The 25679-nt window shown below is 51.2% G+C and carries 26 protein-coding genes; 16 read left to right on the forward strand and 10 right to left on the reverse strand.

The genetic code is table 11. The features are described from left to right. Positions 1–10: 10 nt before the first annotated feature. From LCH85_22440 to LCH85_22460, 5 genes are read right to left on the reverse strand one after another with little or no spacing between them, the layout of a single operon-like run. On the reverse strand, positions 11–2353 hold the full coding sequence (locus tag LCH85_22440; protein MCA0354763.1) for a glycosyltransferase family 4 protein: 2343 nt from the start codon (positions 2351–2353) through the stop codon (positions 11–13). 29 nt (positions 2354–2382) lie between these two features. Next, positions 2383–2847: a hypothetical protein gene (locus tag LCH85_22445; protein ID MCA0354764.1), complete on the reverse strand. Its 465-nt coding sequence runs from the start codon at positions 2845–2847 to the stop codon at positions 2383–2385. A 41-nt stretch (positions 2848–2888) separates the two neighbouring features. After that, on the reverse strand, positions 2889–3200 hold the full coding sequence (locus LCH85_22450; GenBank protein ID MCA0354765.1) for a XisI protein: 312 nt from the start codon (positions 3198–3200) through the stop codon (positions 2889–2891). A gap of 30 nt (positions 3201–3230) precedes the next feature. Then, the gene (locus tag LCH85_22455; GenBank protein ID MCA0354766.1) at positions 3231–3503 is read right to left on the reverse strand and encodes a hypothetical protein; all 273 of its coding nucleotides are present in this window, start codon (positions 3501–3503) and stop codon (positions 3231–3233) included. Beyond that, entirely contained in the window at positions 3500–4708 is a 1209-nt protein-coding gene (locus LCH85_22460; protein ID MCA0354767.1) for a HAMP domain-containing histidine kinase, read from the reverse strand. The genes LCH85_22455 and LCH85_22460 overlap by 4 nt, the downstream gene beginning before the upstream one ends. A gap of 1073 nt (positions 4709–5781) precedes the next feature. On the opposite strand from LCH85_22460, the gene LCH85_22465 reads away from it, so the two are divergent. From LCH85_22465 to LCH85_22475, 3 genes are all read left to right on the forward strand, one after another. After that, the gene (locus LCH85_22465) at positions 5782–6171 is read left to right on the forward strand and encodes a LapA family protein (GenBank protein MCA0354768.1); all 390 of its coding nucleotides are present in this window, start codon (positions 5782–5784) and stop codon (positions 6169–6171) included. Between the two features lie 331 nt (positions 6172–6502). After that, positions 6503–6736 carry a hypothetical protein gene (locus LCH85_22470; protein MCA0354769.1) on the forward strand — a complete coding sequence of 78 codons (234 nt, stop codon included), beginning with the start codon at positions 6503–6505 and terminating at the stop codon, positions 6734–6736. 434 nt (positions 6737–7170) lie between these two features. Continuing rightward, a complete protein-coding gene (locus tag LCH85_22475; GenBank protein MCA0354770.1) occupies positions 7171–7668 on the forward strand; it encodes a MarR family transcriptional regulator in 498 nt (165 codons plus the stop codon). Here LCH85_22475 and LCH85_22480 read toward each other — a convergent pair. Next, entirely contained in the window at positions 7659–9848 is a 2190-nt protein-coding gene (locus LCH85_22480) for a tetratricopeptide repeat protein (protein ID MCA0354771.1), read from the reverse strand. The genes LCH85_22475 and LCH85_22480 overlap by 10 nt on opposite strands. Positions 9849–10060: 212 nt before the next feature. Here LCH85_22480 and LCH85_22485 point away from each other — a divergent pair, with 212 nt between their 5' ends. Next, positions 10061–11104 carry a CAP domain-containing protein gene (locus LCH85_22485; GenBank protein ID MCA0354772.1) on the forward strand — a complete coding sequence of 348 codons (1044 nt, stop codon included), beginning with the start codon at positions 10061–10063 and terminating at the stop codon, positions 11102–11104. Here the strand turns inward: LCH85_22485 and prmC are convergent. Continuing rightward, a complete protein-coding gene (gene prmC / locus LCH85_22490; protein MCA0354773.1) occupies positions 11101–11952 on the reverse strand; it encodes a peptide chain release factor N(5)-glutamine methyltransferase in 852 nt (283 codons plus the stop codon). The genes LCH85_22485 and prmC overlap by 4 nt on opposite strands. Positions 11953–12111: 159 nt before the next feature. Between prmC and LCH85_22495 the strand changes: the two genes are divergently transcribed. Both LCH85_22495 and aroB read left to right on the forward strand, forming a co-directional pair. Continuing rightward, the gene (locus LCH85_22495; GenBank protein MCA0354774.1) at positions 12112–12249 is read left to right on the forward strand and encodes a hypothetical protein; all 138 of its coding nucleotides are present in this window, start codon (positions 12112–12114) and stop codon (positions 12247–12249) included. A 76-nt stretch (positions 12250–12325) separates the two neighbouring features. Beyond that, positions 12326–13945 (forward strand): 3-dehydroquinate synthase, encoded by a 1620-nt coding sequence (gene aroB, locus LCH85_22500; GenBank protein MCA0354775.1) that lies wholly within the window; start codon positions 12326–12328, stop codon positions 13943–13945. Positions 13946–14048: 103 nt separating this feature from the next. Here the strand turns inward: aroB and cobT are convergent, their stop codons facing one another. Together cobT and LCH85_22510 are read right to left on the reverse strand one after the other, a co-directional pair. Continuing rightward, the gene (gene cobT, locus LCH85_22505; GenBank protein MCA0354776.1) at positions 14049–15101 is read right to left on the reverse strand and encodes a nicotinate-nucleotide--dimethylbenzimidazole phosphoribosyltransferase; all 1053 of its coding nucleotides are present in this window, start codon (positions 15099–15101) and stop codon (positions 14049–14051) included. After that, positions 15091–15783: a PRC-barrel domain-containing protein gene (locus LCH85_22510; protein ID MCA0354777.1), complete on the reverse strand. Its 693-nt coding sequence runs from the start codon at positions 15781–15783 to the stop codon at positions 15091–15093. Before LCH85_22510 ends, cobT begins: the two co-directional genes overlap by 11 nt. A 119-nt stretch (positions 15784–15902) precedes the next feature. Between LCH85_22510 and LCH85_22515 the strand changes: the two genes are divergently transcribed. The 3 genes from LCH85_22515 (at position 15903) to LCH85_22525 (ending at position 19100) form a co-directional block, all read left to right on the forward strand. Beyond that, a complete protein-coding gene (locus LCH85_22515) occupies positions 15903–16655 on the forward strand; it encodes an esterase family protein (protein MCA0354778.1) in 753 nt (250 codons plus the stop codon). Positions 16656–16765: 110 nt separating this feature from the next. Beyond that, positions 16766–17554 (forward strand): enoyl-ACP reductase, encoded by a 789-nt coding sequence (locus tag LCH85_22520; GenBank protein ID MCA0354779.1) that lies wholly within the window; start codon positions 16766–16768, stop codon positions 17552–17554. Positions 17555–17594: 40 nt separating this feature from the next. Beyond that, positions 17595–19100 carry a pre-peptidase C-terminal domain-containing protein gene (locus LCH85_22525; GenBank protein ID MCA0354780.1) on the forward strand — a complete coding sequence of 502 codons (1506 nt, stop codon included), beginning with the start codon at positions 17595–17597 and terminating at the stop codon, positions 19098–19100. Between the two features lie 51 nt (positions 19101–19151). On the opposite strand, the gene LCH85_22530 is transcribed toward LCH85_22525, so the two are convergent. Next, positions 19152–19364 carry a hypothetical protein gene (locus LCH85_22530; protein MCA0354781.1) on the reverse strand — a complete coding sequence of 71 codons (213 nt, stop codon included), beginning with the start codon at positions 19362–19364 and terminating at the stop codon, positions 19152–19154. A gap of 306 nt (positions 19365–19670) precedes the next feature. Between LCH85_22530 and LCH85_22535 the strand changes: the two genes are divergently transcribed. The 7 genes from LCH85_22535 (at position 19671) to LCH85_22565 (ending at position 25650) form a co-directional block, all read left to right on the forward strand. Continuing rightward, positions 19671–20933 carry a WXG100 family type VII secretion target gene (locus LCH85_22535; protein MCA0354782.1) on the forward strand — a complete coding sequence of 421 codons (1263 nt, stop codon included), beginning with the start codon at positions 19671–19673 and terminating at the stop codon, positions 20931–20933. An 89-nt stretch (positions 20934–21022) separates the two neighbouring features. After that, the gene (locus LCH85_22540) at positions 21023–21439 is read left to right on the forward strand and encodes a hypothetical protein (protein MCA0354783.1); all 417 of its coding nucleotides are present in this window, start codon (positions 21023–21025) and stop codon (positions 21437–21439) included. 366 nt (positions 21440–21805) lie between these two features. Next, a complete protein-coding gene (locus LCH85_22545; protein ID MCA0354784.1) occupies positions 21806–22822 on the forward strand; it encodes a WXG100 family type VII secretion target in 1017 nt (338 codons plus the stop codon). Between the two features lie 27 nt (positions 22823–22849). Next, positions 22850–23362 (forward strand): DUF4919 domain-containing protein, encoded by a 513-nt coding sequence (locus tag LCH85_22550; GenBank protein MCA0354785.1) that lies wholly within the window; start codon positions 22850–22852, stop codon positions 23360–23362. Positions 23363–23366: 4 nt separating this feature from the next. Beyond that, complete coding sequence (locus LCH85_22555; GenBank protein MCA0354786.1) at positions 23367–24467, forward strand: hypothetical protein; 1101 nt, start codon at positions 23367–23369, stop codon at positions 24465–24467. A gap of 136 nt (positions 24468–24603) precedes the next feature. After that, positions 24604–24873 (forward strand): hypothetical protein, encoded by a 270-nt coding sequence (locus tag LCH85_22560; protein ID MCA0354787.1) that lies wholly within the window; start codon positions 24604–24606, stop codon positions 24871–24873. A gap of 249 nt (positions 24874–25122) precedes the next feature. Further along, complete coding sequence (locus tag LCH85_22565) at positions 25123–25650, forward strand: WXG100 family type VII secretion target (GenBank protein MCA0354788.1); 528 nt, start codon at positions 25123–25125, stop codon at positions 25648–25650. Positions 25651–25679: the final 29 nt, after the last annotated feature.

Below are 25679 nucleotides of genomic sequence, written 5' to 3' on the forward strand. Positions count from 1 at the left end.
CCAAGAGACACTACAATGGCCTTGATAAACTTGAATCACGTGGCGGAATTAAATCCGCCCGAATGCGCGGTGGTCGGGTCACGCTAGCTGACGTGTTTTCCGCTGTTCCGCGCCTGATTGGTGGTGTAAGTGTTTGAATCGTCAATCGGCCAATTAAAAATGCGAGGGTGGATTCGGCCCCCTGATTTTGATTAATCCGATCAATTTCCAGCCCATCAGCACAGCCACCAGTGCGCTGATCGTAGAGCGCTACACCCGCATCGTTGTGGCCGAGAAACCAATAAAAGGCATGCTGGGCTTCATCGTACCAGCCTGAATCGCCGGTGCTTTCAAAAGCGGCACATGCGGCCAGCACGGTTGCCTGCGCCTCAATTGGCTGTTGATCATAGTGGGCTGGAGCGTGCCCACGCTGGAAAAATCCATTCGAACCAATGGGCTTGAAATGGTCAGCCTCAGGCCGCTGGATCGCACAGAGCCAGGTCAAGGCCGTTAATCCAGCCTCGACCATATCGGGGCGCTGAAGGGTTTGACCGCTGACAATTAATGCATGCGGCAGCACCGCATTATCATAGGTCAGATGGTCATCAAACCATTCCCAATCAGGCTGATGCGCCGCTTGAAAGCGGGCTAATAAGTGTTCAGCGAGGTGCAATTGGCTGGCCATAACCGTGCGATCACCAGGAAAACGTTGACGATAGGCAGCGAACCCCAACAATGCGAAGGCCCATGGCCGTGGGTGAGTCAGCTGAGCCACCGCTGGAAGCGCAAAACGGAGGAGTCGTTGCGCAACGCCACACAAACCCGGATCATGGCTCTGTTCAAGTACCGTGCCAAGTGCCCAGATACTGCGCGCATGGGCATCTTCCGAGCCGGTCGCCTCTCCCCACTGCCGATTTGCCCCCATAAAGTTGCGAAACCGTTGGGTCGCTGGATTAAAGGCATACCAGAGAAACGCTATATAGCGCATTGCCAAGCGCTGGGCCTGTGGTTCTTGGATAGGATCAAGCAGCATCGTGGCAATCAAGGCCCGCGCATTATCATCGGTCGCATAGCCTTCGTGATGATTGGGAATATTCAAGATCGCATGTTGGATCAAGCCCATATCGTCAGTCATGGCGATCAGATGATCAAGACATAACGGCGGGATGATCGGCGAATCGGGCTTGATTGGTTGATTCGCCAGCACGAGCACGGGATGGAGGGGGTGAGTCCGTGCCTGCATAAAACTGTGCATAGAGTGCGTGGCAACAACCGACCAGAGCATCGTGCGCCCACGTTGATAGGCGCGTTCGCGGATGGTTTGACGCAACTGGGGTTCGGCTAAAAGCGTGTTAACCTGCTCAGCAAGCATCGCTGGATCATGAAACGGAACCAGCATGCCACCACCATGGGCCAAGAGTTCGGTTGCATACCAATAGGGTGTCGAGACAATCGCCTTGCCTGCCCCAATCGCATAGGCTAAAGTACCCGAGACGCTTTGTTCTTGGGTATGATAGGGCGTAATATAAATATCAGCCGCACCCATATACATTGCTAAAGCGCTAGGACTCACAAATTGGTCGTGAAACCGCACATGCGCTTGAATTCCAAGTTGCTCGACTAAGGCCTGAAGCATCTCCCGATAGGCCTCGCCAAAAGTTTGACGAACGGTTGGATGGGTTGCGCCAACGATCAGATACAGCACATGCGGATGCTGTTTGATCAGCAATGGCAACGCATGTAAGACATCTTCAATCCCTTTATTTGGCGAAAGCAAGCCGAAGGTCAGCAAAACCTGCTTGCCAATCAGATTCGCGTGTTGTTTATCCTCATCGCCATCGCGAAACGGCAGATCAGGAATGCCATGCGGAATACAATCAATCTGAGCCAATGGAATACCATACATCGTATGCATGAGATCGACCGCATGCGAACTCATCACGATGATCCGTTGTGATCGTTGCGCAAGCTCCCACAGAATCGTCTGTTGATCGGCGGTTGGTTCGCGTAACACCGTATGCAAGGTGGTCACAATTGGAATCGTGATCGCACGAATGAGCAAGAGCAGATTCCGCCCCGATGCCCCACCAAAAATCCCATATTCGTGCTGAATACACACAAGGTCATAGGAACTCAAACGGATAAAATCGGCAGCTTGGTAATAGGCATAGGGGTCATCCTGATCAATCGTAAAGACGACTGAATCGGGGTAGTCATAGCCTGCGGGCGTATCATTCATGGCCATCACGTCGATCCTGCTCTGCGGATACGCGTCAAGCAAGGCCATGCGTAAATCGGTGGTATAGGTTGCTATGCCACACTGGCGTGGAGCATAATTTCCAATGATTAAGATTGAGCGAATCGGTGTCGGCATGCCACACCTCCTATACTAACGGGAAGCAATCACCCTGCCAGAGCGGCATATTGCGGGTGGCGCAATGTTTCAATCCGTGGCAAAAGGGGATCAAGCTGCTGTTCCCAGCCCACATCCCAGGCCCGAATGGCGGCAATCACCTGCACTGGCGGCGTAACCGTGCGGGCGGTCGGATGCCACGCCTGATAGCGAATCGTCGCTGGGAGCAGCACCCACTGGCTAAAGTAGCCCAACAAATAGCGTAAGGCCATAAAGCCTGTCCAGCCTGCGATGGCATTCCCTTGCAGCTGAGGACTCATCCAGCGCTGCGTGAAGGTGCCAAAATGATTCGGCTCAGCAAAGGTCAGGGGATGGATCACCAGCGGATGATCCTGCTGACTAAACCCAAACAAGAGACAACGCAGGGCATTGGTAACCGGAACAGGATGCGGATAGGAATCAATCCCTACCTGAAAATAGTGCTGATGATCGGGGGTAAACCAATGACTATCCATCGATAGCCCCTTTCTTAAATGATCGGGAGCGTCATAGGCCGCTAGGGCATGCGGAGGTCAACCAGCGGAAAAACCTGCAAAATGTGACTGGCAGGAATTCCTGCGGCGATTAAGCGCTCAGAAATTCCATGGATTGTATGATCACAATGAATCCAAACCCGCTCATCGTGATAGGCGATATGCACCAGACACTGATGAATCCGATGCTGCCCGTGCCAACCAGCAACCACCACCATATACTGCTGTTGCTCACGGTCAAACACCGTTTGCACCGTACATGTGCCCAGCGTATCAGGACAAGGCATAGCCATCAGGACAGTTTCGATGAGCGTGGTGGGCGAAAAGGCCACCATAACGAACTCCCTTCCAACACAGCCGTTGGGTTAGCGAATGCTTGGTTTCGATGGCAGCGGATCATCTGGCCATTGATTCCAATGGGTGGATGGGTGGTTGTAGAGTGTGCGATACTCATGATATTGGAAAGCAATGAACCGCAGCGCTAACTCACTCAGCATGGTGAGAACGATCGCCATGAGCAGGTGCCACACGAGAATGTTCAGCCCACCAATCGTCACCTGTGGTTGTGGGCTAGCACTCCCCAACAGCATCAGCCCACCAATCAGGCTCAGCCAGAGCAGAACATAGCGTTTTTTCATAGCGTGCTCCCTTGAATACCAGCAATGTTGGGATAGTTCACCAGCATTGATGCAGTATGTTCCGGTAGGCGGGTTGGCCGGACACTACAGGGAAACTGGATGGTGATGGTTGTTCCACTATCAACCGCGCTGGCAATCGTGATGCTGCCCTCGTGTTGTTGGATGAGTTCTTGCACAATTGCCAAGCCAAGTCCTTGACCAATCCGTGCTGCCCCATGGGGATCAGCAGTGTCAAAAAATGGGCGGGCAATTTGCACAAGAGCATCGGCGGAGATCCCGACCCCATAATCCTGAATGGTGATCTGCCCATCAGCAGCGAGGGTGATGGTAATTTCACTATGAATCCCGCTATAGTGCAGGGCATTGAGCAAGAGATTCTGAAAAATTTGAACTAAGCGCCCATAATCGCCCTCAATCCACACAGCTCCATCGGGCACCCGCAGCACTAAGAGATGCGAGGCTCGCATGCCTTGCATGGCTCCAACGACCGTTCGTAGCACCGCACTTAGTTCAAGCGAACGCCGCTGAATCGGCCCAAGCTCGTGCGTCATCAGCGTGCTATCAAGCAACGTTGGAACCAATCGTCCTACGTGAATCGCTTGCATCCGCATCGTATTAATCATTTGCCGTTCGCGCAGCGGAATTCCGCCCCATGTCGCAACCCGTCGCTCAAATAAGTCGATATAGCCGAGCAAAATACTGATGGGCGTTTGGAGTTCATGGATCGCAATTGCCAGATGATGTTCAATCTGATGGGTTATGTCAAGCGATACTGCCAGCGTGCTGGTGAGGGTTTGGACATGATCTTCTGCTGCTAATTGAGCGACACGGGCAAACCCATAGTCGAGTGTCCGCTGAAAAAGTGCTGGCGTAAGTTCATCGTCGAACAGCGTGGCATGAACCCCGACGTGCAGCATAGGGATCAGGGTATGATCATCGGTGTTTGGGGCGGAGAGAATGAGTGGATAGGTTGATGCATGATCAGACAGCGTTTGGATGATCATGCCGGTATTATCCATCAATGGAAGCCGCACGAGAATAACATCGATCTGACGAGTTGCCAGCATACTCAGGCCATGGTGGAGGTCGGCTACCGCAACCAGGCGATACTGGACGGTTTGAATTGCCGTGATGATCGACGCAATGATGGGTATGCCATGCCCATCATGGTCAATTAATAAGATCTGCATCCCTTTCGGCTTCATCAATATGTCCTATCTCGCGGCGCAGCCAGCGGGTTGATTGAACGTGCATACAGCAACAGGGGTGCATACAACAACAATTAATTCCAAGCCATCCCTAGTGGATGATTCGGAGCTTGATGACGTATCCCTTTAAGTACATGCCGATGCAACTGCGCGTCACCATGCGGGATTCTTGTCGGTGGGCATCACCAGCAATTGCAGCTATCAAGCGACCATTATGGTATGGTAGCGTTTTCGCCAGCAACAATGATGGTGTTCAACACACCGACAATTATTAACATCCATCTGAAGAGTGAAAACTCGGAATGATAGGATAACCAAAATAGTTATCGAGTGGGGGATATGGCCGAGTTAAGAGGTAGGTAGGTGAAATACAGTTGATATACTTCACCTACCTAGTATAGCACTATCGCATGATAAACACAACGACAGGCACCACTTGGCTCACGTTATTGCCGTGATTATTGCATCAAGCGGGAGCTCATCGATCATCGCTTTGTCATAACGTCGATGAAAAACCATAGCGCTATAGTGTCATGCACGTTCAGCATCAGGATTGTGGCGTTCGAATGGTTCGTGCTGAACGATGAATGAGAGCCATCCGTTAAGTTCTTTGATAACCCTGTTCCACTTAAATCCATGCAATTAAAGAGTAGGCACTATCTCAATAGGGAGAGTAGCGAGATGATTGAAACGGGTTTATGATTGTTGAGGCGAAACGATACCCAGCAGCTTGTTTATTATGGAAAGCGTGCTATAGTGATACATAGATGCTCTTGTGTATCACTTCAAGCGCATCGTGCTCCTCAACTCGGCCACTCCCCCATCGATAACCGTTGGTTATCCTATCACACCGAGTTCCCCTTCTCTTCTATGGTGATAACCCACATCTATGGGTTGCGTGTCTCCATCGTCATCGATGGCTGCACCACCTACCACCTATTCAGGAACTGCTCCTGAATGGATCTACTATTGCCGTGGAATTTCTGTTCCTGCGTTGTTGGACTGGTTGGATCAATATCCAGCTCCCCAGCATGCAGCACAGTGCGACCATGGGCAAAGGAGTCCTCCTCATGAAAGCCATTCTTGGCATTATTACTGGAATCTTAATCTTGCTCTTTGCAGCAATCGGCTTCCAAAACACAACGGCGATTTCGATTCACCTCTTCGATTGGCAAACACCAGCCCTACCTCTATGGATGCTCCTATTGACTGCCTTGGCCAGTGGGATGCTGGTGGTTGGCTTGTTTGCCTTTCCACGCCAGATCGAGACCTACTATACGAACCTCCGCCAGCGTGGGCAGGCCGCTCCTGTCCAACGACCATTGATTCCCATTGATGCTGCGATGCCACCAACAACAACCATGCCACTCGCCGTCGAGGCTGGGCCACAACACTATAATCCACAAACCGGTGAGCGCCTTGATCCATGGATCGATGATGTGCCAAAGCGTACGGTATGAGCACCTATGCGCGCATAACCGTGGTTGCCTGTCCCGTCTGTCGTGCTAAACAAGGACTCTCGGGGGTCTTGCATTGCGGCAGCATCGTGATCTGTGCGACGTGTCATTCATCGCTGCTGGTTACTACCCTCCGACCAATGCGACTGAGGCTGGTTAATCCATCCTCTACGCGCACCGCCGAGAGTCAACCGGAGTCGTATGCCTAATCCATCCCGCTTGCGTTGGGTTGACCCAATGCAAGCGGAAACCATGATCGGCTGCGGAATTTCCGCATCGATCACAATGCGCAGACAATTGCTGCCTACGCTAGTCCATCATAAAGCAGCATCCTATGGTGCCCCAAACGATTGCTGTTGTTAATAATGATGTGGCATTATTAGATTTATTACAGGAACTCTTGCTCGAAGCCGGCTATGCTACAACCACCTACCTGACCACCGACCTGACCTATCAACAGTTACGGGATAGTCAACCGAGCTTAATTATTCTCGATGTAGGCCTTCAAGCATCCGCTCCAGGCTGGCCATTACTTAAATTACTCCATTTTGATCCAAATACGGTGTAGATCCCCGTTCTGGTTACGACGGTTGATCATGCTTTTATACAAGGTAAGCAAGCCTTTTTACAAGCAGCTGGCTGCGATGTGCTCGAACTTCCGGCCAGTTTAGCCACCTCGTCGCCAACGTTGAAACATTAATTGGTGCCCGCCGGCTCTCCAAAACAGGGAAATGAAACGCAGTGATTTGGATGCAGCATTCGAGATAACCAACCAGCCTACACACTATAGCCAATATCCTCCACTAGCACTAAAATCCAATCCTCTAGCTGCCGATTCGGGATAATCAAAGAGCATATTCCATCATTAGCCGATCAACACAAACTTCGCTAGATGTCACCAGCACCCCAGATATGCTATGCTGATGGTATTGAGTATTTATCTTGACATCAAGATATAATTAATCTATCTTCATGTCAAGTATCTTTATATCGAGATAATCTATGCACGACCAAGTTGATAGTTTTATTGCTGAGTGGCAGCGTGAACGACCAGAGCTTGATGCTACGCCGATGGGCTTGATTGGGCGAATTGCGCGGTTGGAACAACATTTGAGCCGTGATTTGGCGCGGATATTCGGCCAATTTGGCTTACAACGCGGGGAATTTGATGTGCTGGCCAGTTTGCGGCGGTCGGGAGCGCCCTATCAGCGTAGCCCAACCGCCTTGTTCAATACCTTGATGCTCTCATCAGGAGCCATGACCAATCGGCTTGATCGCTTGGCCGCGCGGGGCTTGATCGAGCGCATTCCCGATCCGCACGATCGGCGCAGCCTGTTGGTGCAGCTCACAGCCGAGGGGTTAGATCTGATCAATCGAGCCGTCGAGGCGCATCTTGCCAACGAACAACGCTTGATTGCCAGTTTGAGTAGCGAGCAGCGCGAACAATTAGCCACGCTGTTACGCTGTTGGCTGCTCGATTTAGAGCCAAATCAGGCTTGAGAAACCAGCAGCAGCAATTCGGCTTGGCTCAAGGCTTCGCCTGTAGCTTCGGCGGCTTGACGCTCAGCCTGACCCAAACTGCGATCAAGTTGTTCGCGCAAACTGGTTATATCGTGCCAACTAACTGCCGAGTAGCCAACATCGCAGGCATTGCGCAAACTGGCCGCACCACCAACCAAATAGGCCGCATGCTCAGGATTGGGCGTTGCCAGCCATTCAGCAAAGCCTTCCAGGGCAATTGCCAATGAACGTTGGACATTCAGCCGAGCCGCCATCGTGACTGCTTGATGCAACATTTCGCCTGATTCACGGCGTTCATCAGCATTCTGGCGCAGCAAGGCTAAGCCCAAGCCATACAAAGCCATAATTAATGGTGGTGATTCTTCGTTTTGGCGATGAATCGCGATGCTCTCACGATATAAGTGCTCAGCCTCGGCATATTCGTGCATATTCAAATGGGTGCTAGCAATATTTTGAAACGAGACCGCTTGGCTCATCTGGTCACCCATTTGTTGGTAAATTGCCAAACTCGCTTGGAAATATTCACGGGCGGCTTGGTGTTCAGCTTGAAATTGGGTGACTGAGCCAAGATTGTTCAAAATAATCGCCTCGCCCCAGACATTGGATTGTTGTTGGCGAATCGTTAAGGCTGCTTCATAGGCTTGGCGTGCCGCCGCATAATTGGTTTGCTCGGCGTAAATCATGCCTTGGTTGTTCAACAAACGCGCCTGATAATCCAAATCGCCGAGCGTCTTGGCATGGGTCAGCGCCGCTCCATAGGCCTGCAAGGCCGAGGGATAATCGCTAATTGCATAGGAAAGTAGACCGTTGGCATAGCCAAAATGCAGTTGGATTTCCGGCTCGAAGCTAGCAGCATGCGCCCCAATCCGAGCGATCCAGCTTAATCCTTCGCGAATGTAGCCTTGTTGAAATAATGGCAGCACCATGCTCGAAATTAAGCGGGCAATTTCGCTGTAGCGCTGTTGTTGATAGAGCCATTGCAAAGCACTGCGCACATTGGGCATCGCTTGATTCAGGCGTTTGCTCCAGACCATGCCTTGGCCTTGGCGAATGCCAGTATCAATATCGATTGCCAATTGTTGAAAAGCCTTGGCATGCAACTCGTGACAAGCATGGTCGAGTTGGGCATTGCGCTTGAGTTGGCGGGCCGCATATTGGCGAATTGTATCGAGCATGCTATAGGTTGGCTCTTCCGAGGCGGCGTTGCTCAGCAGCAGGCCTTTGGCAACCATGGCTTGGAGCGTTTTGGCAATATCAATTGTGTTTGGCGCTTCATTGGCCAATAATTGAACTTGGTTCAGCGTCCACTCGCCTTGGAAGACCCCCAAGCGTGGCAACAACCAGCGAATCGCCGGAATACTGTAAGAAATACACCAATCCAAAACCGGGTGCAGCACTTGTTCGGGGGCTGGCGCGGCTCCCACATGTTGCTCAGCAGGCAGATAATTGCGCAACAACAAGAGCAAATCGGCGGGGCGTAATTTATCGCTATGCGCTGCTACCAACTCAATCGCCAAGGGCAAGCCGCGCAAACGCCGACAAATCTCAACAATATGCAAAGCATTATTGTGATCAAGCATAAATTCGGGTCGCACGCGCCGAATCCGATCCAAAAAGAGCGCGACCGCCGGACTCATGCTGATGGTTTCGATTTGGACTGAGCCACCGCCCAGCGGAATCGCCAATGGTGGAATCGGAATCACTTCTTCTTGGGGATCGTTGGCAGCTTGTTGGCTGGTTACCAGCACTCGCACATGCTCGGTTTGGCTCAGCAAGCCAATCACATGCGGTGCAGCCTCGATCACTTGCTCCATATTATCGAGCACAATTAAGTATTGACGTTCGCGTAAAAATTGTACCAACGCTTCTTCATACACCAAACTACCGCGTTCAGCCAAGCCAAATGTGCGAGCAATCGTTGGAATCACCAAATCGGGGTCGTCGAGGGTTGCTAACGAAATAAAGGCCACGCCATCACGAAACTCAGCGTGCAAGCGATCAGCAATTTGAATGCTCAGGCGGGTTTTGCCAGTGCCACTTGGGCCGAGCAAAGTGGTAAAACGGGTTGGCGATTGGCGCAAACGTGTCACCAGCGCTGCAACATCAGCATCGCGGCCAATTAATGGTGTCGTGAAGGTTGGAAAGCCAATGCGTTGCATAACCTGATCTCCCGTAGTTTGGTTGTTTGTCGAGTATGCCGCAAAACCGCTGTAAAAACAAAGGTCTAGCCTAGGCTAAATCTGCCAATCATACTAGGACTAGCGGTAGCAGTTTGTGCTAGTCGCTTTTAGCCAGAAAGTACCGCGTTGATTCAGGCCAGGCCTCGGTACAATAAAGTTACTGACGGCGACCTTCGCACCAAGGAGCACCTATGCGCCTGCGTTTTATGTTAATTTTGATGCTAATTATCGGCAGTTTGAGTTTTAGCCCCAAACCTGCTGCTGCCCAAACCAGCCTGTGTTTTGCCGATGTGCCAGGCATTAGCAATTGTATTAGTGGGCGTTTTTTGAGCTATTGGCAACAAAATGGTGGTTTGGCAGTGTTTGGCTATCCGCTCTCGCCTGCTCAAAGCGAAACAACTGCTAATGGCACATTTACAACTCAATATTTTGAACGCCAACGCTTTGAGTTACACCCTGAATTGGCTGCGCCCTATGATGTGCTGCTGGGGCGGTTGGGAGCCGAAATCTACGAACGCAACCACGGCAACTGGCGCAATTCTCCTAAAACCAACCCAAGCACCCAAGGCTGTTTAGTATTTAACGAAACTGGGCGCTCAGTTTGCGAACCATTTTTGAGCTATTGGGTAAATCATGGCTTACTTGATGGCTCGTTGAATGCCTACGAACAGTCGTTGAGTTTGCTAGGCTTGCCGCTGACCGAGCCACGCCTCGAACAAAACCCCGATGGCGATTGGGTGATGACCCAGTGGTTTGAACGCGCTCGGCTGGAAGATCATAGCGCAAAAGGCGTGCTGCTTGGCCGTTTAGGAGCTGAACTCAAGCCCCAGCCAGCCCCAAGCTATCCGAGCGAAATCACAGCCTTGGTTGACGCAATCAATCGTCAACGCAGCCAAGCTGGATTAAGCAGCTTGACGATCAATTCAACCCTCAACCAAGCTGCCCAAATTCATAGCGACGATATGGCTCGTAACAACTTTTTCGAGCACACTGGTAGCGATGGCTCGAACGCAGGCCAGCGCATGCAACGGGTAGGCTACACATGGCGAGCTTGGGCCGAAAATTTAGCGGCTGGCTATACCGATGCTCAAGCAATTATCGATGCATGGATGCAAAGTCCAGGTCATCGCGCCAACATTCTGTATGCCGATGTCAGCGAAATTGGGGTTGGGATCGCCCGTAATCCCAATTCAGAATACCAAATTTACTGGACAGTCAACTTCGGCGCACGCTAGGCCTGCTCGATCTGCACAACCCGATCGCGGGCGGCCAAATCGCGCACAAGCTGAATCTTGGCCTGCGGAAAACTGGCTTGCGCAAGGGCAATAACGTCTGCCCCTTGCCAAGCCCCAATCTCAAATAGCGCTGCACTCGGCAGGCCTTGGCGCAAAATTGCCGCCGTTGCTGGCAATAATTGACGATAGCAATCAAGCCCATCGGGGCCGCCATCGAGCGCCAGAGTTGGCTCATGCAAGCGTACTCCAGGCTCAATTTCGTCGAGCAAGGTATAGGGTGGGTTGCTCAAAAGCAAATCAATTGGTTCTGGTAATTGGTTGGCACCATCGCCATGAATCAGCTCAATCTGTTGCTGCAAGCCATGACGCTCCACATTACTTTGAGCCACGGCCAAGGCAGCGGGCGAAAGATCAACCGCATACATTTTAATATTGGGTGCATGTTTGGCCACCGCCACCGCAATACAACCGCTGCCCGTGCCAATATCGGCTACAACTAATGGGCGTTGCTGCTGTTTGATCCAGGTTAATGCCTGCTCCACCAAAATCTCAGTATCAGGCCGTGGCACCAAAACCCGTCGATCAACATTAAACGTTAAGCCATAAAACTCACGCGAGCCAATCAGATAGGCGATTGGCTCTAAGCTGCTGCGCCGCTCAATTAAGCCTTGAAATTGAGTAACTTGTTCAGTCGAGAGCTGATCGTTGAATGCAGCCAACATTTGGGTCGGCGTAAGACCGAGCATATGGGCTAGCAGCACGCGAGCATCAAGTTGCGGGGTCAGCGAAGCGCTGATCAAATGGTTAGCTGCCTCAATTAATGCCTCGCGCACAGTTGTTATAGCCATCTCAGGAATTCCTCAGCTTATTGCGATACCTACGTAATGCACTCGTAATCTGCACATCTAGAGACTCCTAGGCGAATCAGGCATCATTGTGCTAGCAGCAAACAAACCCGCATAGCACCCGCAGGCGCGGCTGTTTCACACTCCCAAGGAGGTTGCATTATGGATCGTGGTGTGATTTTTTTTATGTTGTTGGTGGTTATTATACTCTTGATTCTTTTGCTGGTTGTGGCAACTGGCGGTGATGATCAGGCTAATGCCATGACCACTGCTCAACTTTTGATCCAACAATTTGCCTGAGCATTGCCAAAGGTGCTACCATTCGCCACAGATGGGATGCCAAGTTTGGCATTATTGGTAATGGAAGGATACAAACATGCAACCATCTGGGCAATCGATTGCGTTAATTGGCCCAAGCGGCGCAGGCAAAAGTACGGTTGGCGTAGGTTTAGCCCAAGCGCTCGGCTGGCGTTTTATCGATTTAGATCAACTGATTATCGAACGCGCTGAAAAAAGTATTAGCGATATTTTTAGCCAAGAGGGCGAAGCAGGCTTTCGTGAGCGCGAAACCGCCGCTTTGGTCCAAGCACTACAAACAGATCAAGCCGTTATCGCCTGTGGCGGCGGCATCGTTTTGCGCGAAGTTAATCGGCAATTGCTGCGCGAACAGGCTTGGTGTGTCTATCTCACCAGCGCCATCAGCACCTTGGTTAAACGTTTAACTGCCGATCAAGCCAATCCTCGGCCATTACTGGCGAGCGATATTAATGAGCAACTGGTCATTCAACTTGCCGAGCGTTTGCCACTTTACAGCACCCTCGCCAACTGGACGATTCAGACCGATGGCTTGGCTCCGCAAATTGTGGTCGAACAACTGATTCGGGCTTGGGGTTTGGTGGGCAAACCGCAGGTCAGCGAAGTGTTTAGCTCATTCAACAGTCGTTATTATGTCAAAAGCGGCGCACTGGCAGCCCTGCCCAATGAATTAGCTAATCTTGGTCTCACTGGCACATGCTGGCTAATCAGCGATAGCCATGTTGGGCCGATGTATGCGCCAGCCTTGATTCGAGCCTTGGAAAACTCCGGTTTCACATGCCAACGCTACGATATTTCGGCGCAAGAGGCCAGCAAATCATGGCAGCAAGCAGGTGAACTGTATACATGGCTGCTCGAAAATGGGGTGCAGCGTGGCGATACGGTGTTGGCATTGGGCGGTGGCGTGGTTGGCGATTTAGCAGGCTTTATCGCGGCCTCAATTTTGCGTGGCATCGCGGTGGTGCAACTGCCAACCACCATTTTGGCAATGATCGATAGCAGCATTGGTGGCAAAACGGGCATTAATCACCCGCGTGGCAAAAATTTAATTGGGGCGTTTCATCCGCCACGTTTGGTGTTAATTGATGATGCGGTGCTGAGCAGTTTGCCACGTCGCGAACGGGCAGCAGGCTGGGCCGAAGCCGTCAAACATGGCGTGATTGCTGATGCGCAATTGTTCGCCGATTTGGAGCAAGCAGGGGCAAGCCTCAATGATGTGCCCGCCAAGATCACCAGCGATCTGTTGGTACGCTCGGCGGCGGTCAAAATTGGCGTGGTCAATCGCGACGAACGCGAAACCGGTGAACGTATGTTGCTCAATTATGGCCATACGTTGGGTCAAGCTGTCGAGGCCGCGACCCAATACAAACGCTATGTGCATGGCGAAGCGGTAGCGATTGGCATGACCTTTGCTGCTAATCTGGCGGTGCAACTTGGCATGTGGTCTAGCGCCGAGGCCGAGCGCCAACGAGCTTTGTTGCAAGCACTCGAATTGCCAACCGCCCTGCCGCGTGATTTGGATATTGAAGCGACCCTAGCAGCGCTCAATTTGGATAAAAAACGCGCCAAAGGCAGTGTACGCTGGGTACTGCCAACCCGCATCGGCCATGCGCAAGTTGAATCACACGTTGACCCTGAATTAGTCCGCAAATTAGTGCATGAATTGGTCGAACAAGCCTAGAATTGCTCGTTCTACTGTTTAACTGCCCGACCTCGATTTGAGCTGCTGGCTTGCTCCAAGCCCCAAATCGAGGTCGTGTTTTCAGAAACCTAATGCTTGATGCTTAGAGTGCAGTATCGACTTGGGCGCTAGCAAAGGTAGCCATTTCGCTTAAAATGCGACAGGCTGCTTGCACCAACGGAATCGCCAACGCTGCGCCGCTGCCCTCACCGAGCCGTAAATCAAGCTGAAGCAATGGCCGCAAACCTAATTGTTGCAGCGCAATCCGATGGCCTGGCTCAGCTCCACAATGCGCCGCAATACAATAATCAATCGCCTTTGGCGCAAGCGCTTGGGCTACCAAAGCCGCCGCCGTAGTGATAAAACCATCAACTAAAATTGGCACGCGCCGCTGTGCAGCACCCACAATAATGCCTACCAACATGCCAATTTCAAAGCCACCAACTTCACTCAATGGCTGAAGTCCGTTAATATTGCTGCCAACCCGGGCGACGGCTTGGGCCACAACCTCAATTTTGCGTTGATAGTGCTCGGATTGCACGCCAGTGCCATGACCCGTAACCGCAGCAGCAGCTTGCTGGCAATAGATCGCGGTTAAACAGGCGGCGGCGGTCGTATTGCCAATGCCCATCTCGCCGAGCGCAATCAAATCGTGGCCTGCATCAGCCAACTCATGGGCAATGCGTATACCGCGTTCAAGTGCTGATTGGGCTTGGGCTTGGCTCATTGCTGGCTCAATTGCCAAGTTGTGCGTGCCAGCCCCAAGCCATTCGCTGCGAAAATTAGCAGCCTCGCTGGTGATCGCGATTTGGACACCTGCATCAATAATTAAGAGTTCGGCTCCGACATGGCGAGCTAAAACGCTCACCGCCGCGCCGCCCGCCAAAAAATTCGCCACCATTTGGGCTGTGACGCTTGAGGGATAAGCGCTCACCCCATGTTCAGCCACACCATGATCGGCAGCTGCTACCACAATCATCGGCTTTTGCACGCTCGGCGGGCATTGCTGTGTGATGCCTGCTAATTGAATTGACAAGGTTTCGAGCAGGCCTAGTGCTCCCTGCGGCTTGGTCAGTTGATCTTGGCGTTGCTGAGCTTGCTGAATTACGGCAGAATCAAGCTCGGCAATCGTGGCTGATAGATCGTCAATGTTCACTCGTTGCTCCAGGTATAGGTTGATCGCCGCGCAGGATAGCATCAATTTCATTCGAGGACAAACGTTGGATATCAGTTGGACTAGGCTTAGATTCGGCTGGATTGGCGGGTGTTGCTGGGGCTTCAACGCTCAAACGCGTGCCAGTTAATGGCATGACCATGGTCAATTTGGGGTCGGGAATTATCTGCTCAAGCCCTTCGAGCGTATCGCGCAAAGCTTCATCATGCACTACCACTGCATCACTGCCGATGCCCGCGATGCCGCTGCTGAGCACATATTGACGTTCGCCTTTTAACACTCCACGGGTGATCACATAACCAACAATCAGGCCAGTTTCATCGAGCAATAATTCGCCAATCGTTCCCAATTTATTGCCCGATCGGCCAATCGCGGGCGTGCCCGTGAGGTGAATTTTCTTTTCGAGCAGGGCATGAACATGGGGGATGGCATTGGCACGCAGCACTTCGCAGCCAGCTTTAACCAAAATTACATCGCCAACCCACACCAATACCTGTGACCATTCAACGATAGTCGCTTCGCGAAACAGGCCGCCCGTGCTGGTTAACAGCCCAACGATTCGCCCCGCATCGTGATTGACCAAAAGATCGGCAACTGAGCCGATGATATTACCAGTATCGACCCGAACGATCGATTTTTTGACCAACTCTCCTGCCTTATACATTGCCATAACTCCATAACTAAATTTGGTTGGAATGACGCGCCGCGTAGTTGACGAGCCGCTAAAGCCTGCGGTATGCTTGGGCTTAGTTCCAGCATCTCGGATGGAGGCGAGCAGCCACCATGCATCAGTTAGAGGTCGTTTCTTGCAGCAGTACGATGCTCGATATGGTTGTGCCGATCGCAGTGCTTGTACCGCCCGACCATTCAGCCGACGGGCCTGCCTGTCCGGTCGTAACCTTGCTCCACGGTTTGTCAGATAGTTATATGTGCTGGTTGGATTATACAAATATTCGGCAATATATTGCTGCGACGCGCTTAATTGTGGTAATGCCGCATTGTGGGCGCTCATTTTATGCCAACGGCCTTGGTGGCCAGCAGATTGAGGAGTTTCTCGCCGCTGAGTTGCCTCAATTGATTGATGCTCAGTATACGACAATCAAGCAACGTGAGGGCCGCGCAATTGGCGGTGTTTCGATGGGCGGCTATGGAGCATTACGCTTGGGATTGCGCTATCCGCAGCATTGGAGCGCCGTTTTTAGCCATAGTGGGGCAGTTGATGCCCCGCGCTGGATCGACGATCCCTCGAATATGGTGATTTTCGGACCAGTCGATAGCCCCATTCGCCAAGAATATAGCCTGTTTCGGATGCTTGAACAATTGGTCGTGCCAATTCCGGCGATGCATTTTGATTGCGGAATTGACGATTTTTTGGTTGAGGAGAATCGCTTGTTTCATCATGCGCTGCGCCAACAGCATATTCCGCATATCTACCGCGAACGCCCAGGCGGCCATACGTGGCGTTATTGTGATGAAAATTTAGCGGCTAGTTTGAGTTGGGTTTGCCAACAACTCGATCTAGCAAATCAAGCCTAAATCTACTTATGTCATTCAGGGGAGATTGACAAGTTTTGTCATATATTTGCCGTTGAGGTTTGTTACAGTGGTGGCGTGCCACTGAACAATGTGCTAGTTCAGGAGACACAATGGATTTGCTCAAAGGGAAAAAAGCCTTAATCGTTGGAATTGCCAATGATCATTCAATTGCTTGGGGGATTGCCCAAGCCTTGAAACAGGCTGGAGCCGAATTGGCCTTTTCGTATGCTGGCGAGAGCTTAGAACGCCGCGTGCGCCCGTTGGCCGAGCAGCTTGGTGTGAGTTTTGTGCAGCAATGCGATGTGAGCGACGATGCCCAAATTGCCACGCTGTTCGAGCGGCTGGGAGCTGAATTTGGCTCGTTCGATATTTTGGTGCACAGCGTGGCTTACGCCAAACGCGAAGATCTTTCGGGCCGCTTTGTTAATAGTAGCCGCGATGGCTGGCGAATCGCGATGGATGTCAGTGCTTTTTCGTTGGTAGCGCTCACCAAGGCCGCCATGCCATTGCTCAATCCTAACGCCAGTATTTTGACCTTGAGCTACTACGGCGCAGAGAAGGTTATTCCTAACTACAACGTGATGGGTGTCGCCAAAGCCGCGCTTGAGGCCACAGTCCGCTATTTGGCCGCCGATCTTGGCCCCGATGGATTACGGGTCAATGCGATTAGTGCTGGCCCGATCCGCACGCTTTCGGCCTCGGGCATTGGCAACTTCCGACGGTTACATCGCGCCTTTACCAGCGCCAACCCTATGCGCCGTGCAATCACGATTGAAGATGTGGGCAATACGGCTTTGTGGCTGTGCTCGGAGCTGGCCAGCGGCGTAACTGGCGAAGTCGTGTATGTCGATGGTGGCTATAACGTGCTCGGCATGAGCGAAGAAGAACAATCAAGCTAACAGCGATGCGCCAACCATCGCTGTTGTAAGGAGTACAACAATGCGACGGTTGAGCATATTGATGCTTTTAGCAAGTTTTTTAGTTGCTTGTGGTGGTGGAGCCAGCGAGCCAACCGCCCAATCAAGCGAGCCAACTTCAGCGGCGGCGACTGCCGCCGCTACCAACACTCCCAATAATACAGTTGCCACGGTTGATGCCAGCGCTACTAACACAAGCTTTGCGAGCGCCGCCCCGCTCGATGGTCAAATCAAGGCCAGTGTGAACGAATCAAATCTTTATTATCGACTCGATGTGCCAAGTGGTGGGGTTGTGACCAGCACGATCAAAGTTGATGGTCAATCGCCGCAAGGCCTCAGCGCCATTTTGTATGACAAAAACCAAAGTTTCCTAAAATCGATCAATCTTGCGCCAGGCGAAACAGGCATGTTGGGCTATCAATTTGGCCTGCCCAATGGCGGCCAGGTGGTCTGGGAAATCAGCGGCAATGCCTTATTTAGTTTGACTGGCTCTGCCGCTGAGCAAGCCGATGCGGGCAGCAAGGGCGATGCTGGCGACGATTTTGGTCAAGCGGTCAATGCCAAGTTTGGGACGCTGGCTGGCAGCCTAGGCGATGCCGATATGACCGATTATTTTAGCCTTGATGTGCCCAAAAAAGGTGGCACATTGACGGTTGATGCTAAAACTAATGGCGATGTACAGCTTCAGTTGTTCGATGAAACTCAAAACTACTTGAATAATGCTAGCGCTTCAGCGAATACTCCGGTTAGCTTAAACCGCATTTTGAATAGCGAGCAAGGTGGCCGTTGGTTTGTGCGGGTCGATGGCACGGGCAGCTACGATTTGACCTTAGATTTTACAGCGCAAACTGATGGAGCAAGCGCTGGCGATGCTCCCGACGAGATCGATCGCGCAGTGAAAGTTGAGGCCGGCACAATTACTGGCATGCTTGGTGGCGATGATCGCGGCGATATTTTTAGCGTTGAAGTGCCGCAAACAGGCTTTGCCTATACCCTGACTGCCAGCACCAAACAAGGTAGCCTAACCATCCAAACCTTGGATAACTCGCAAAACTATATGGATCAAGCCGATTTTACCAGTGATGCGCCCGTTGTGGTTGGCCGAACGTTGCCTGGCGAACGTGGCCCACGCTGGTTTGTCAAAGTCTTGGGTGAAGGCGAATATCAGCTTGAATTGGTGACCATCGCCCAAAATGATGCTGGTAGTAATAAAGATGCTGGCGATGAGATTCCAGCAGCGGTTGTGGTTGCTGCATCGCCAATCGAAGGCCGAATTGGCAACGATGATCGCGATGATTATCTGCGAATTCCAGCAAGCCTTGGGCGCAAAATTAGCGTGACGGTGATCGGCGATGGTTTGATCGATGTGCAACTCTATAATCAAGAGCGTAATTACGCCGAAAGTGCCAAATCGATTATTGCTGGTTCGCCCGCTAGCCTCAACGCGCCCGAAGGTGATGGCGATTACTATCTTCAAATTACTAATGGCGATAGTGCTGTCAACTATCGAATTGAAATTCAGCCGTAAAGCTTAAGGGTTGCCCCGCCGCTGGAATTACCAACGGCGGGGCATTTTAGCTTATTCGACGGCTGTCCAACTGCTATGAATATCACTAAATAAGCGACCATAACGGGCTAAACGCTCAAGTGGCTCGTTGAAAGCTTGGGCATCGGTTTTGCGCCCAGCCTCGCGTACAATCCCGCGTAGTTCCTCGATATTGGTATATAAATCGCCCAATTGCGCTTGGATTGCCTCTAAACGTTCAACCCATTCTTGATCAGTATCGCTCATACTTAACTCCTTGTAACCAATGTAGTAACCTTATTTTAGCACATATGTCTTGATCAAGATCACTCTTGACAAAACATAAGATCATTGGCTATGCTGCATGCGCCATTACTCCTAGTGGCTGATTAGTACTTAGATCTGAGAGAACCCTAAATCCATCGCTGCCCACCATCGTTGCTTCATTTAGTGGCCTACTCGGCTAACGTACCAATGTGGTGTTTGCTAAGAGTAAGGTGTATTTTTGGTTTGCAATGCAAACCCGCTATTTTAATGTTATGGCCAACCCCATAACGCTGACAAGGAGCCGAAATGGCAGCAGATGTTGTACAAAGCGATTACGAACGCTTAGCTCAAGTGGCGAAGCAGCTCCAAAAGCTGCACGATCACCAAACCCAGATGGAAGCCATGGTCCGCCAGACCTACCAGCAACTACGCAGCACATGGCAGGGTGATGCGGCGGTGGCGTTTTTTGCTGAAATGGATGATAGTATTTTCCCAACCCTCAAGCGGTTGCAAACAGCCTTAACCACGGCGAGCACCGTGACTACCCAGATCTCGCAAATCTTCCGCCAAGCCGAAGAAGAAGCTGCCAAGGGCATCAAATTTGATGGTGGGGGAAGCGCTGGGGCTGCTGCTAGTGCCGCTGGAGCAACTGGAGCAGGGGCAGAGACCGCAAATGCCAGTGCAGCTGCCGGGCCGACAACGCCAGTTGGGCCTGATAGTTATGGCGATTTTAAGGTTGGCCCACCGCAACGGCCAAATATTCATCATGATAATGGCTTTTTGGATAAATTTAAGCCAACCTCGCCGACGGTCGAAGATTATCTCACCCTGACCGAATGGAGGGCTTTATTGCATGGTTCTAAAGCCGCTACTCGGCTTGGAATTAAAGATCTCGATGACGCGAATGATGCCTATGAACACTTTTTAGATGGCAATGGAGCAGATCGACGCTTTAATCTCGATGAATATATTGCTGAAGATCCTAGTGGCAAGATGGCGCTCGATAATATGACCCGTGATGCCATGCTTGCAGCCGAGAATATTGGCCCTGGCCGCGATTCATTCCAGATGACCTCAAATCGGGCCTATGCGGTTGGGGTTGGCGACCCTAACCACCCTGATTATGGACGCTTTCCGTACCCTGAAACCGAAAATTGGCAAAAAGCGATTGGTGCACATAGCGCTTGGACAAGCTCCAATGTGCAGGTGACCATCAATCCCGATGGTACGCGCCACTATCGCATGGAAATGACAGTCCATGCCGAGGATCGCTATAATTTCAACCCAGGTGCCAATGATATTACAACGGGTATTCCCGATTCGGCCAATGGTCGCTTTGAGATTACCGGGTTGGCCCATCAATATATGAACTATGGCGATACAACGCGTGTGGTTGAGTGGAACGAAGGTGATCCACTGCCTGGGATGAGTACCACCGATCCTGATAGTCGCGATCTTGGTGATCGTCGTGGAATCAATAGTCCACGGCCTGCCCCACGTGGGATTCGGACTGAAGGCGATAGCCAACGCCCACTCAATGATATGGTTCGCGAGAAAGTAGGACGGTAATGCGTTTGGTTCGATTATTAATTGTGAGTTGTTTTTTAATTGGGTGTGCCGCTCAATCAGCTAGCCCAACGGTAACGAAGGAGTCATCAATGCCAGTGGAAGTGGCCCAAGTTCGCACTGATCTCGATGGTTTGGCAGCATTTATTAGCTTACCAGCCCAACCAACTAGCGTTCAGTGGACAACCACGATTCTTAATCCTAATACTGATCGTTCAGTACCTGGCCCTACCGATATGCAAGTTGAGGCCGTGATGAGCTTTGCGGCAGCTGACCTTGAACAGCTGAAAACCCAAGCCCAGCCCTTGGGTTGGAGTGTCCAATGGAAAGAATCAACCTTTAAACCATGGCATCCCCAATCAGTTCGTGATGCATTTGAGACTGATGGCGATGTTTTTAAGCTGACAGTGCCAGTCTATGATGCCATCCCCGTATTTAGCCCTAGCCATGCAGGCAGCTTTTTTATTACTCCGGCTGGTGATGTGTTTTTATCAATTGCGACCAATTAATCACTTGAATAAACAGTTGGCCTAATCACGACCAATGCCCTCTTTCCTTACACGTTGAAGGAAAGAGGGCTGAATATCCAAGCGTAGAAATTAAAAATCCCTCAAAATTCTAGGCTAAACCCTCTTGACAAACCTGCGAATAGTTGGCTATGCTGAACGCAACATCGCGCCTAAACACTCTGTTAGTCCCTCTATTATTGGGTAGCAGACAATCTCTCACCCCAGGCTGCTGCTCCATTATCCGTTTTATTGATTCTAGGACGACGAGCTGTTTAGGAGGATGCTATATTCCTCTTTTTTTGGTTTGCACAGCAAACCCGCTATTTTAGCGTCATGGGTTTTCCATGGCGATCACAAGGAGCCAAGATGGCAGCAGACGTAGTACAAAGCGATTACGAACAGCTCGGTCAAGTGGCAACGCGCTTTCAAAAGTTGCACGATCAGCAAACCCAGATGGAAGCTATGTTGCGCCAAACCTATCAGCAATTGCGCAACGATTGGAAGGGCGATGCTGCCGTGGCCTTTTTTGGCGAAATGGATGACAGCATTTTCCCCGCCCTCAAGCGGTTGCAAACCACGTTGACCGCCGCCAGCGCCCTAACCACCCAAATTTCCCAAACCTTTCGCCAAGCCGAAGAAGAAGCCGCCAAAGGGATTAAATTTGATGGCGCTGGCGTAGCAGCTGGTGGCGGGGCTGGCGCTGGCGCTAGTTTTTCGGCTGAAGGTGGGTCATTTGATGCTGGTGGTGGTGGTGGCGGTGGGCTTGATCCGGCGATTAGTGCACGGTGGGCAACCCTTACTCCAGCAGAACAAGCGGCGGTGCTCCAAAGCATCTCCAACGAAATCTGCGATAAATATGGGATTGAGCATGTGCCAGTCACGGTTTCCGATTTGGCCGACCCACCAGGCCTAGATTTGTTCGGCTATCGCAATGATCAAGGCGTGTTTATCGACCTTGATAACATGGGTGATCCTGATCGGGTTTTGAATACCGTGGCCCATGAAGTTCGCCATGAGGTTCAACGCCAAATGGCTAATTTAGCCAACCCTAGCAACTTCGATAAATTCTTGCGCTCAATTGGCATCCAAGCTGAACCCACATGGCCGATGAATGATGTCACTGAGGCGATGGCCAACGAATGGCACGAAAACTTCAATAACTACATTACCCCAGAAAGCGATTTTGCGGGCTATGAAAGCCAACCATTGGAAACTGATGCCCGTAATTATGGCGAAACCTATCGCGATAATTTGACCTTGAGTGATTTTGAGCGTCATATTCCAACGCCAAAGCCTGAGCCAGTGCCAGTGCCGACACCAGGCCCAACGCCAACGCCGCCGACTGCCACCCCAACGCCAACGCCAGTCGGCAAAACAAAATAACAGTTTAATCACAAGGATACCAAGGTTATGACATTAAATGATGTAGCGTATCAATACTGGTCGCAACCATCGCGTGAGCATTTTATGGCGTTGCGTGAGGCAGTAATGGCGAGTGCTAATTATTCGCCAAATATCTCGCCCAACGAGGTCGCCAGTGCAGCTTTTACCAAGGGTGATTACCCAACGGTCATTCGGCAATTACGCAGTTTGTTGCCAGGCGCATTGCTTAGCCCTGGGCTACATAATTTGTTGGCGACCGCCTACAACGAGCTTGGTGACAAGGAAAACACCTTGCGCGAAGCAACCATGGCCAAAACCGTTATGGATGGAATTTTGATGACTGGCGATGGTAGCCGTGAACAGCCCTACTATGTGCTCTCAATCCAAGATGAGTACGATGTTTTGGGCTTTTTGGGCAAACAAAGCCAACGCCAAACCCTCGTCCACGATCAAGACCAAAACCTCGATTTACACATCTGCGAAGATCAAAGTTGGGTTTGGTTTGAAGTCAGTTCGCTGATTGTTTTAGAAGGAAAATAGGTTCATGCGTTATGTTAACCCCTCGCCAACGATGTCAAACGTTGTCTGCAATCAATTATCAATTGTGCTGCTGGTCGGCGTAATGCTTGGAACATTAACTGCCTGTAGCACTGCAAGTTCTAATCCATTGCCTACAATTGGCATTGATGTCGGGCCAGGGGTTAACTTTCGCGGCGATATTGTGGCGCTCCAGTTTCTGCCCAACCAACAACTTTTGGTCGGGGTTGGCTACGATGGAGTTTATCGTTGGAATCTTGCTACGAGCACAATTGAACAAACCCTTGCCGCCAAACAAATTTACCTAGCCTTTTCAAATTCAGAGCCATTGATTGTAAGCACTGATCGTAAAACGCTGACGACCTGGAATAGCACTGATGGCCAAAAAATCCTGGCGTGGAATGCCAAACCATTGCAACTGCCTAGCCAAACCACTGCCTTTGAAGTCAGTGCCCTAGCAATCACCCCTGATCAGCAGCAAATTATTGCAGCCTACAACAAAGGCAGTATGCTCCAAGCTTGGGATGTAGCGACTGGGGCGGCAACAACAACCTTTGGTGCTCCAGCCAAAACTGGCTCAATTGTTGAAATTGCGCTCAGCCCCAATGGCCAACTGCTGGCTAGCAACGATTTTAGTGGCGTAGTGCAGATTTGGGATGTAGCCAGTGGTCAGCAATTACATTCATTCAAAGAAGCCAGCCTTAACTATCAACCAGGCAAATTGGCTTGGAGCCACGATGGCCAATGGCTAGCAGCCAGCAGCGGCGATAAAAACGGTGGTGGTGTAGCAATTTGGGATACCCGTTCATGGACAATCTATGCCACACATCGCAGCAGCGAGCACCAGTTTGCGGGTTTGGCCTTTCATCCAATGGCTCCAACCTTGGCGATTGGCAGTAGTAGTGGCCTGATCGAGTTGTATGATCTGACCAGCAAACAAGTCAGCAACAGCCTCAAAGGCCATACTGAGAGGGTTACCAGCTTGGCGTGGAATGCTGATGGCAGCCAATTGGCCTCAGGCGGCAAAGAACCATTTATCCTAATTTGGGATAGTACAAGTTTGACCGAGCAGCAACGTTTGGTTTTGCCAGCTACACCATTGCAATAACTAAATCGCTAATGCTCAACTAAAAACCCTTATCAACGGCTTTGATAAGGGTTTTTGATGCATTTGAAAAGCAGATCGAGGCAGATGATCAAACAACAACTAACAATACTTGGCTATAGCCTGATTGGCTTACTAATTGGGTTTTGCTACCTTTTTCCCAGCAGCGAATATCGTTCAGCCCAAGCCATTCCGGTCTTATGCTCCTGATACGGTTTTGGTGATCCAGTGGTTTGTGGCAGGCTTAATTGTGCCTGTTAGCCTCTGGTTGGTTCGGGCAATTCGTCGGCGCAATCAGTGTTTTAGTTGGATTAAGTGTGACTTGTTGCTGGTTGCATTGGCCTTACTGAGTTGGCGTTGGTTTATGTTAAATAGGTATAGCTACCCATTCCCCGAAGTCTTTGGTTAAATCGAAACCCAAACCGCAAAATTGCCCCGAAACATTCTTAAAAACGTGTTGACAAGTAAGAGCTTCATTTAGTATTCTAATGGCGTATTAATCCCGCCTAGGGATTAGTACCCATCGTCTTTTTCTTGTCCAAAGTCTTGGAAATCCCATTTGGTATGGCCCGTCTTGTGAGAGAACAGGAATCGTGGAGGGTTCGTGGTATTTTTTTGTTACCGTCGCATTTGTGACGGTGCTTGCTAGGGAGGCTGCATGGCCGCAGATATCGTCCAGCATAAGGCTGATGACATGGAACAAGTTGGATCACGCTTCCAAAAATTGCACGACCAACAAGTGCAGATGGAATCGATGATTCGCCAAATGTACGAGCAACTTCGCAATGGTGGTTGGCAAGGGGATGCAGCTCAGGCATTCTTTGCTGAGATGACCGATGAAGTTTTCCCAACCCTCAAGCGCTTGCAAACAGCCTTAACCACTGCTAGCGCTGTAACCAAACAAATCTCACAAATTTTCGGCCAAGCCGAAGAAGAAGCTGCCAAAGGCATCACCTTTGATGGCAGCGGCGCACCATCTGGCGGCGGCAATGGCACTGCTAGCGCTGGTGGTGGCGGCGGCAACGCCGATGGTGGCAGTGGTAGCGGTGGCGATAATGCAGGTGCTACTGGTGGCGGCGCAGGTGTTGCTGCTGGTGGCGGCGGTGGCTCATCGTCGGGTGGCGGTGGCGGCGGCTCATCGTCAGGTGGCGGTGGCGGCGGCTCATCGTCAGGTGGCGGTGGCTGATCGGCAGGTGGCGGTGGCGGTGGATCATC

The organism is Chloroflexota bacterium, from assembly GCA_020161265.1.
GTDB lineage: Bacteria > Chloroflexota > Chloroflexia > Chloroflexales > Herpetosiphonaceae > Herpetosiphon.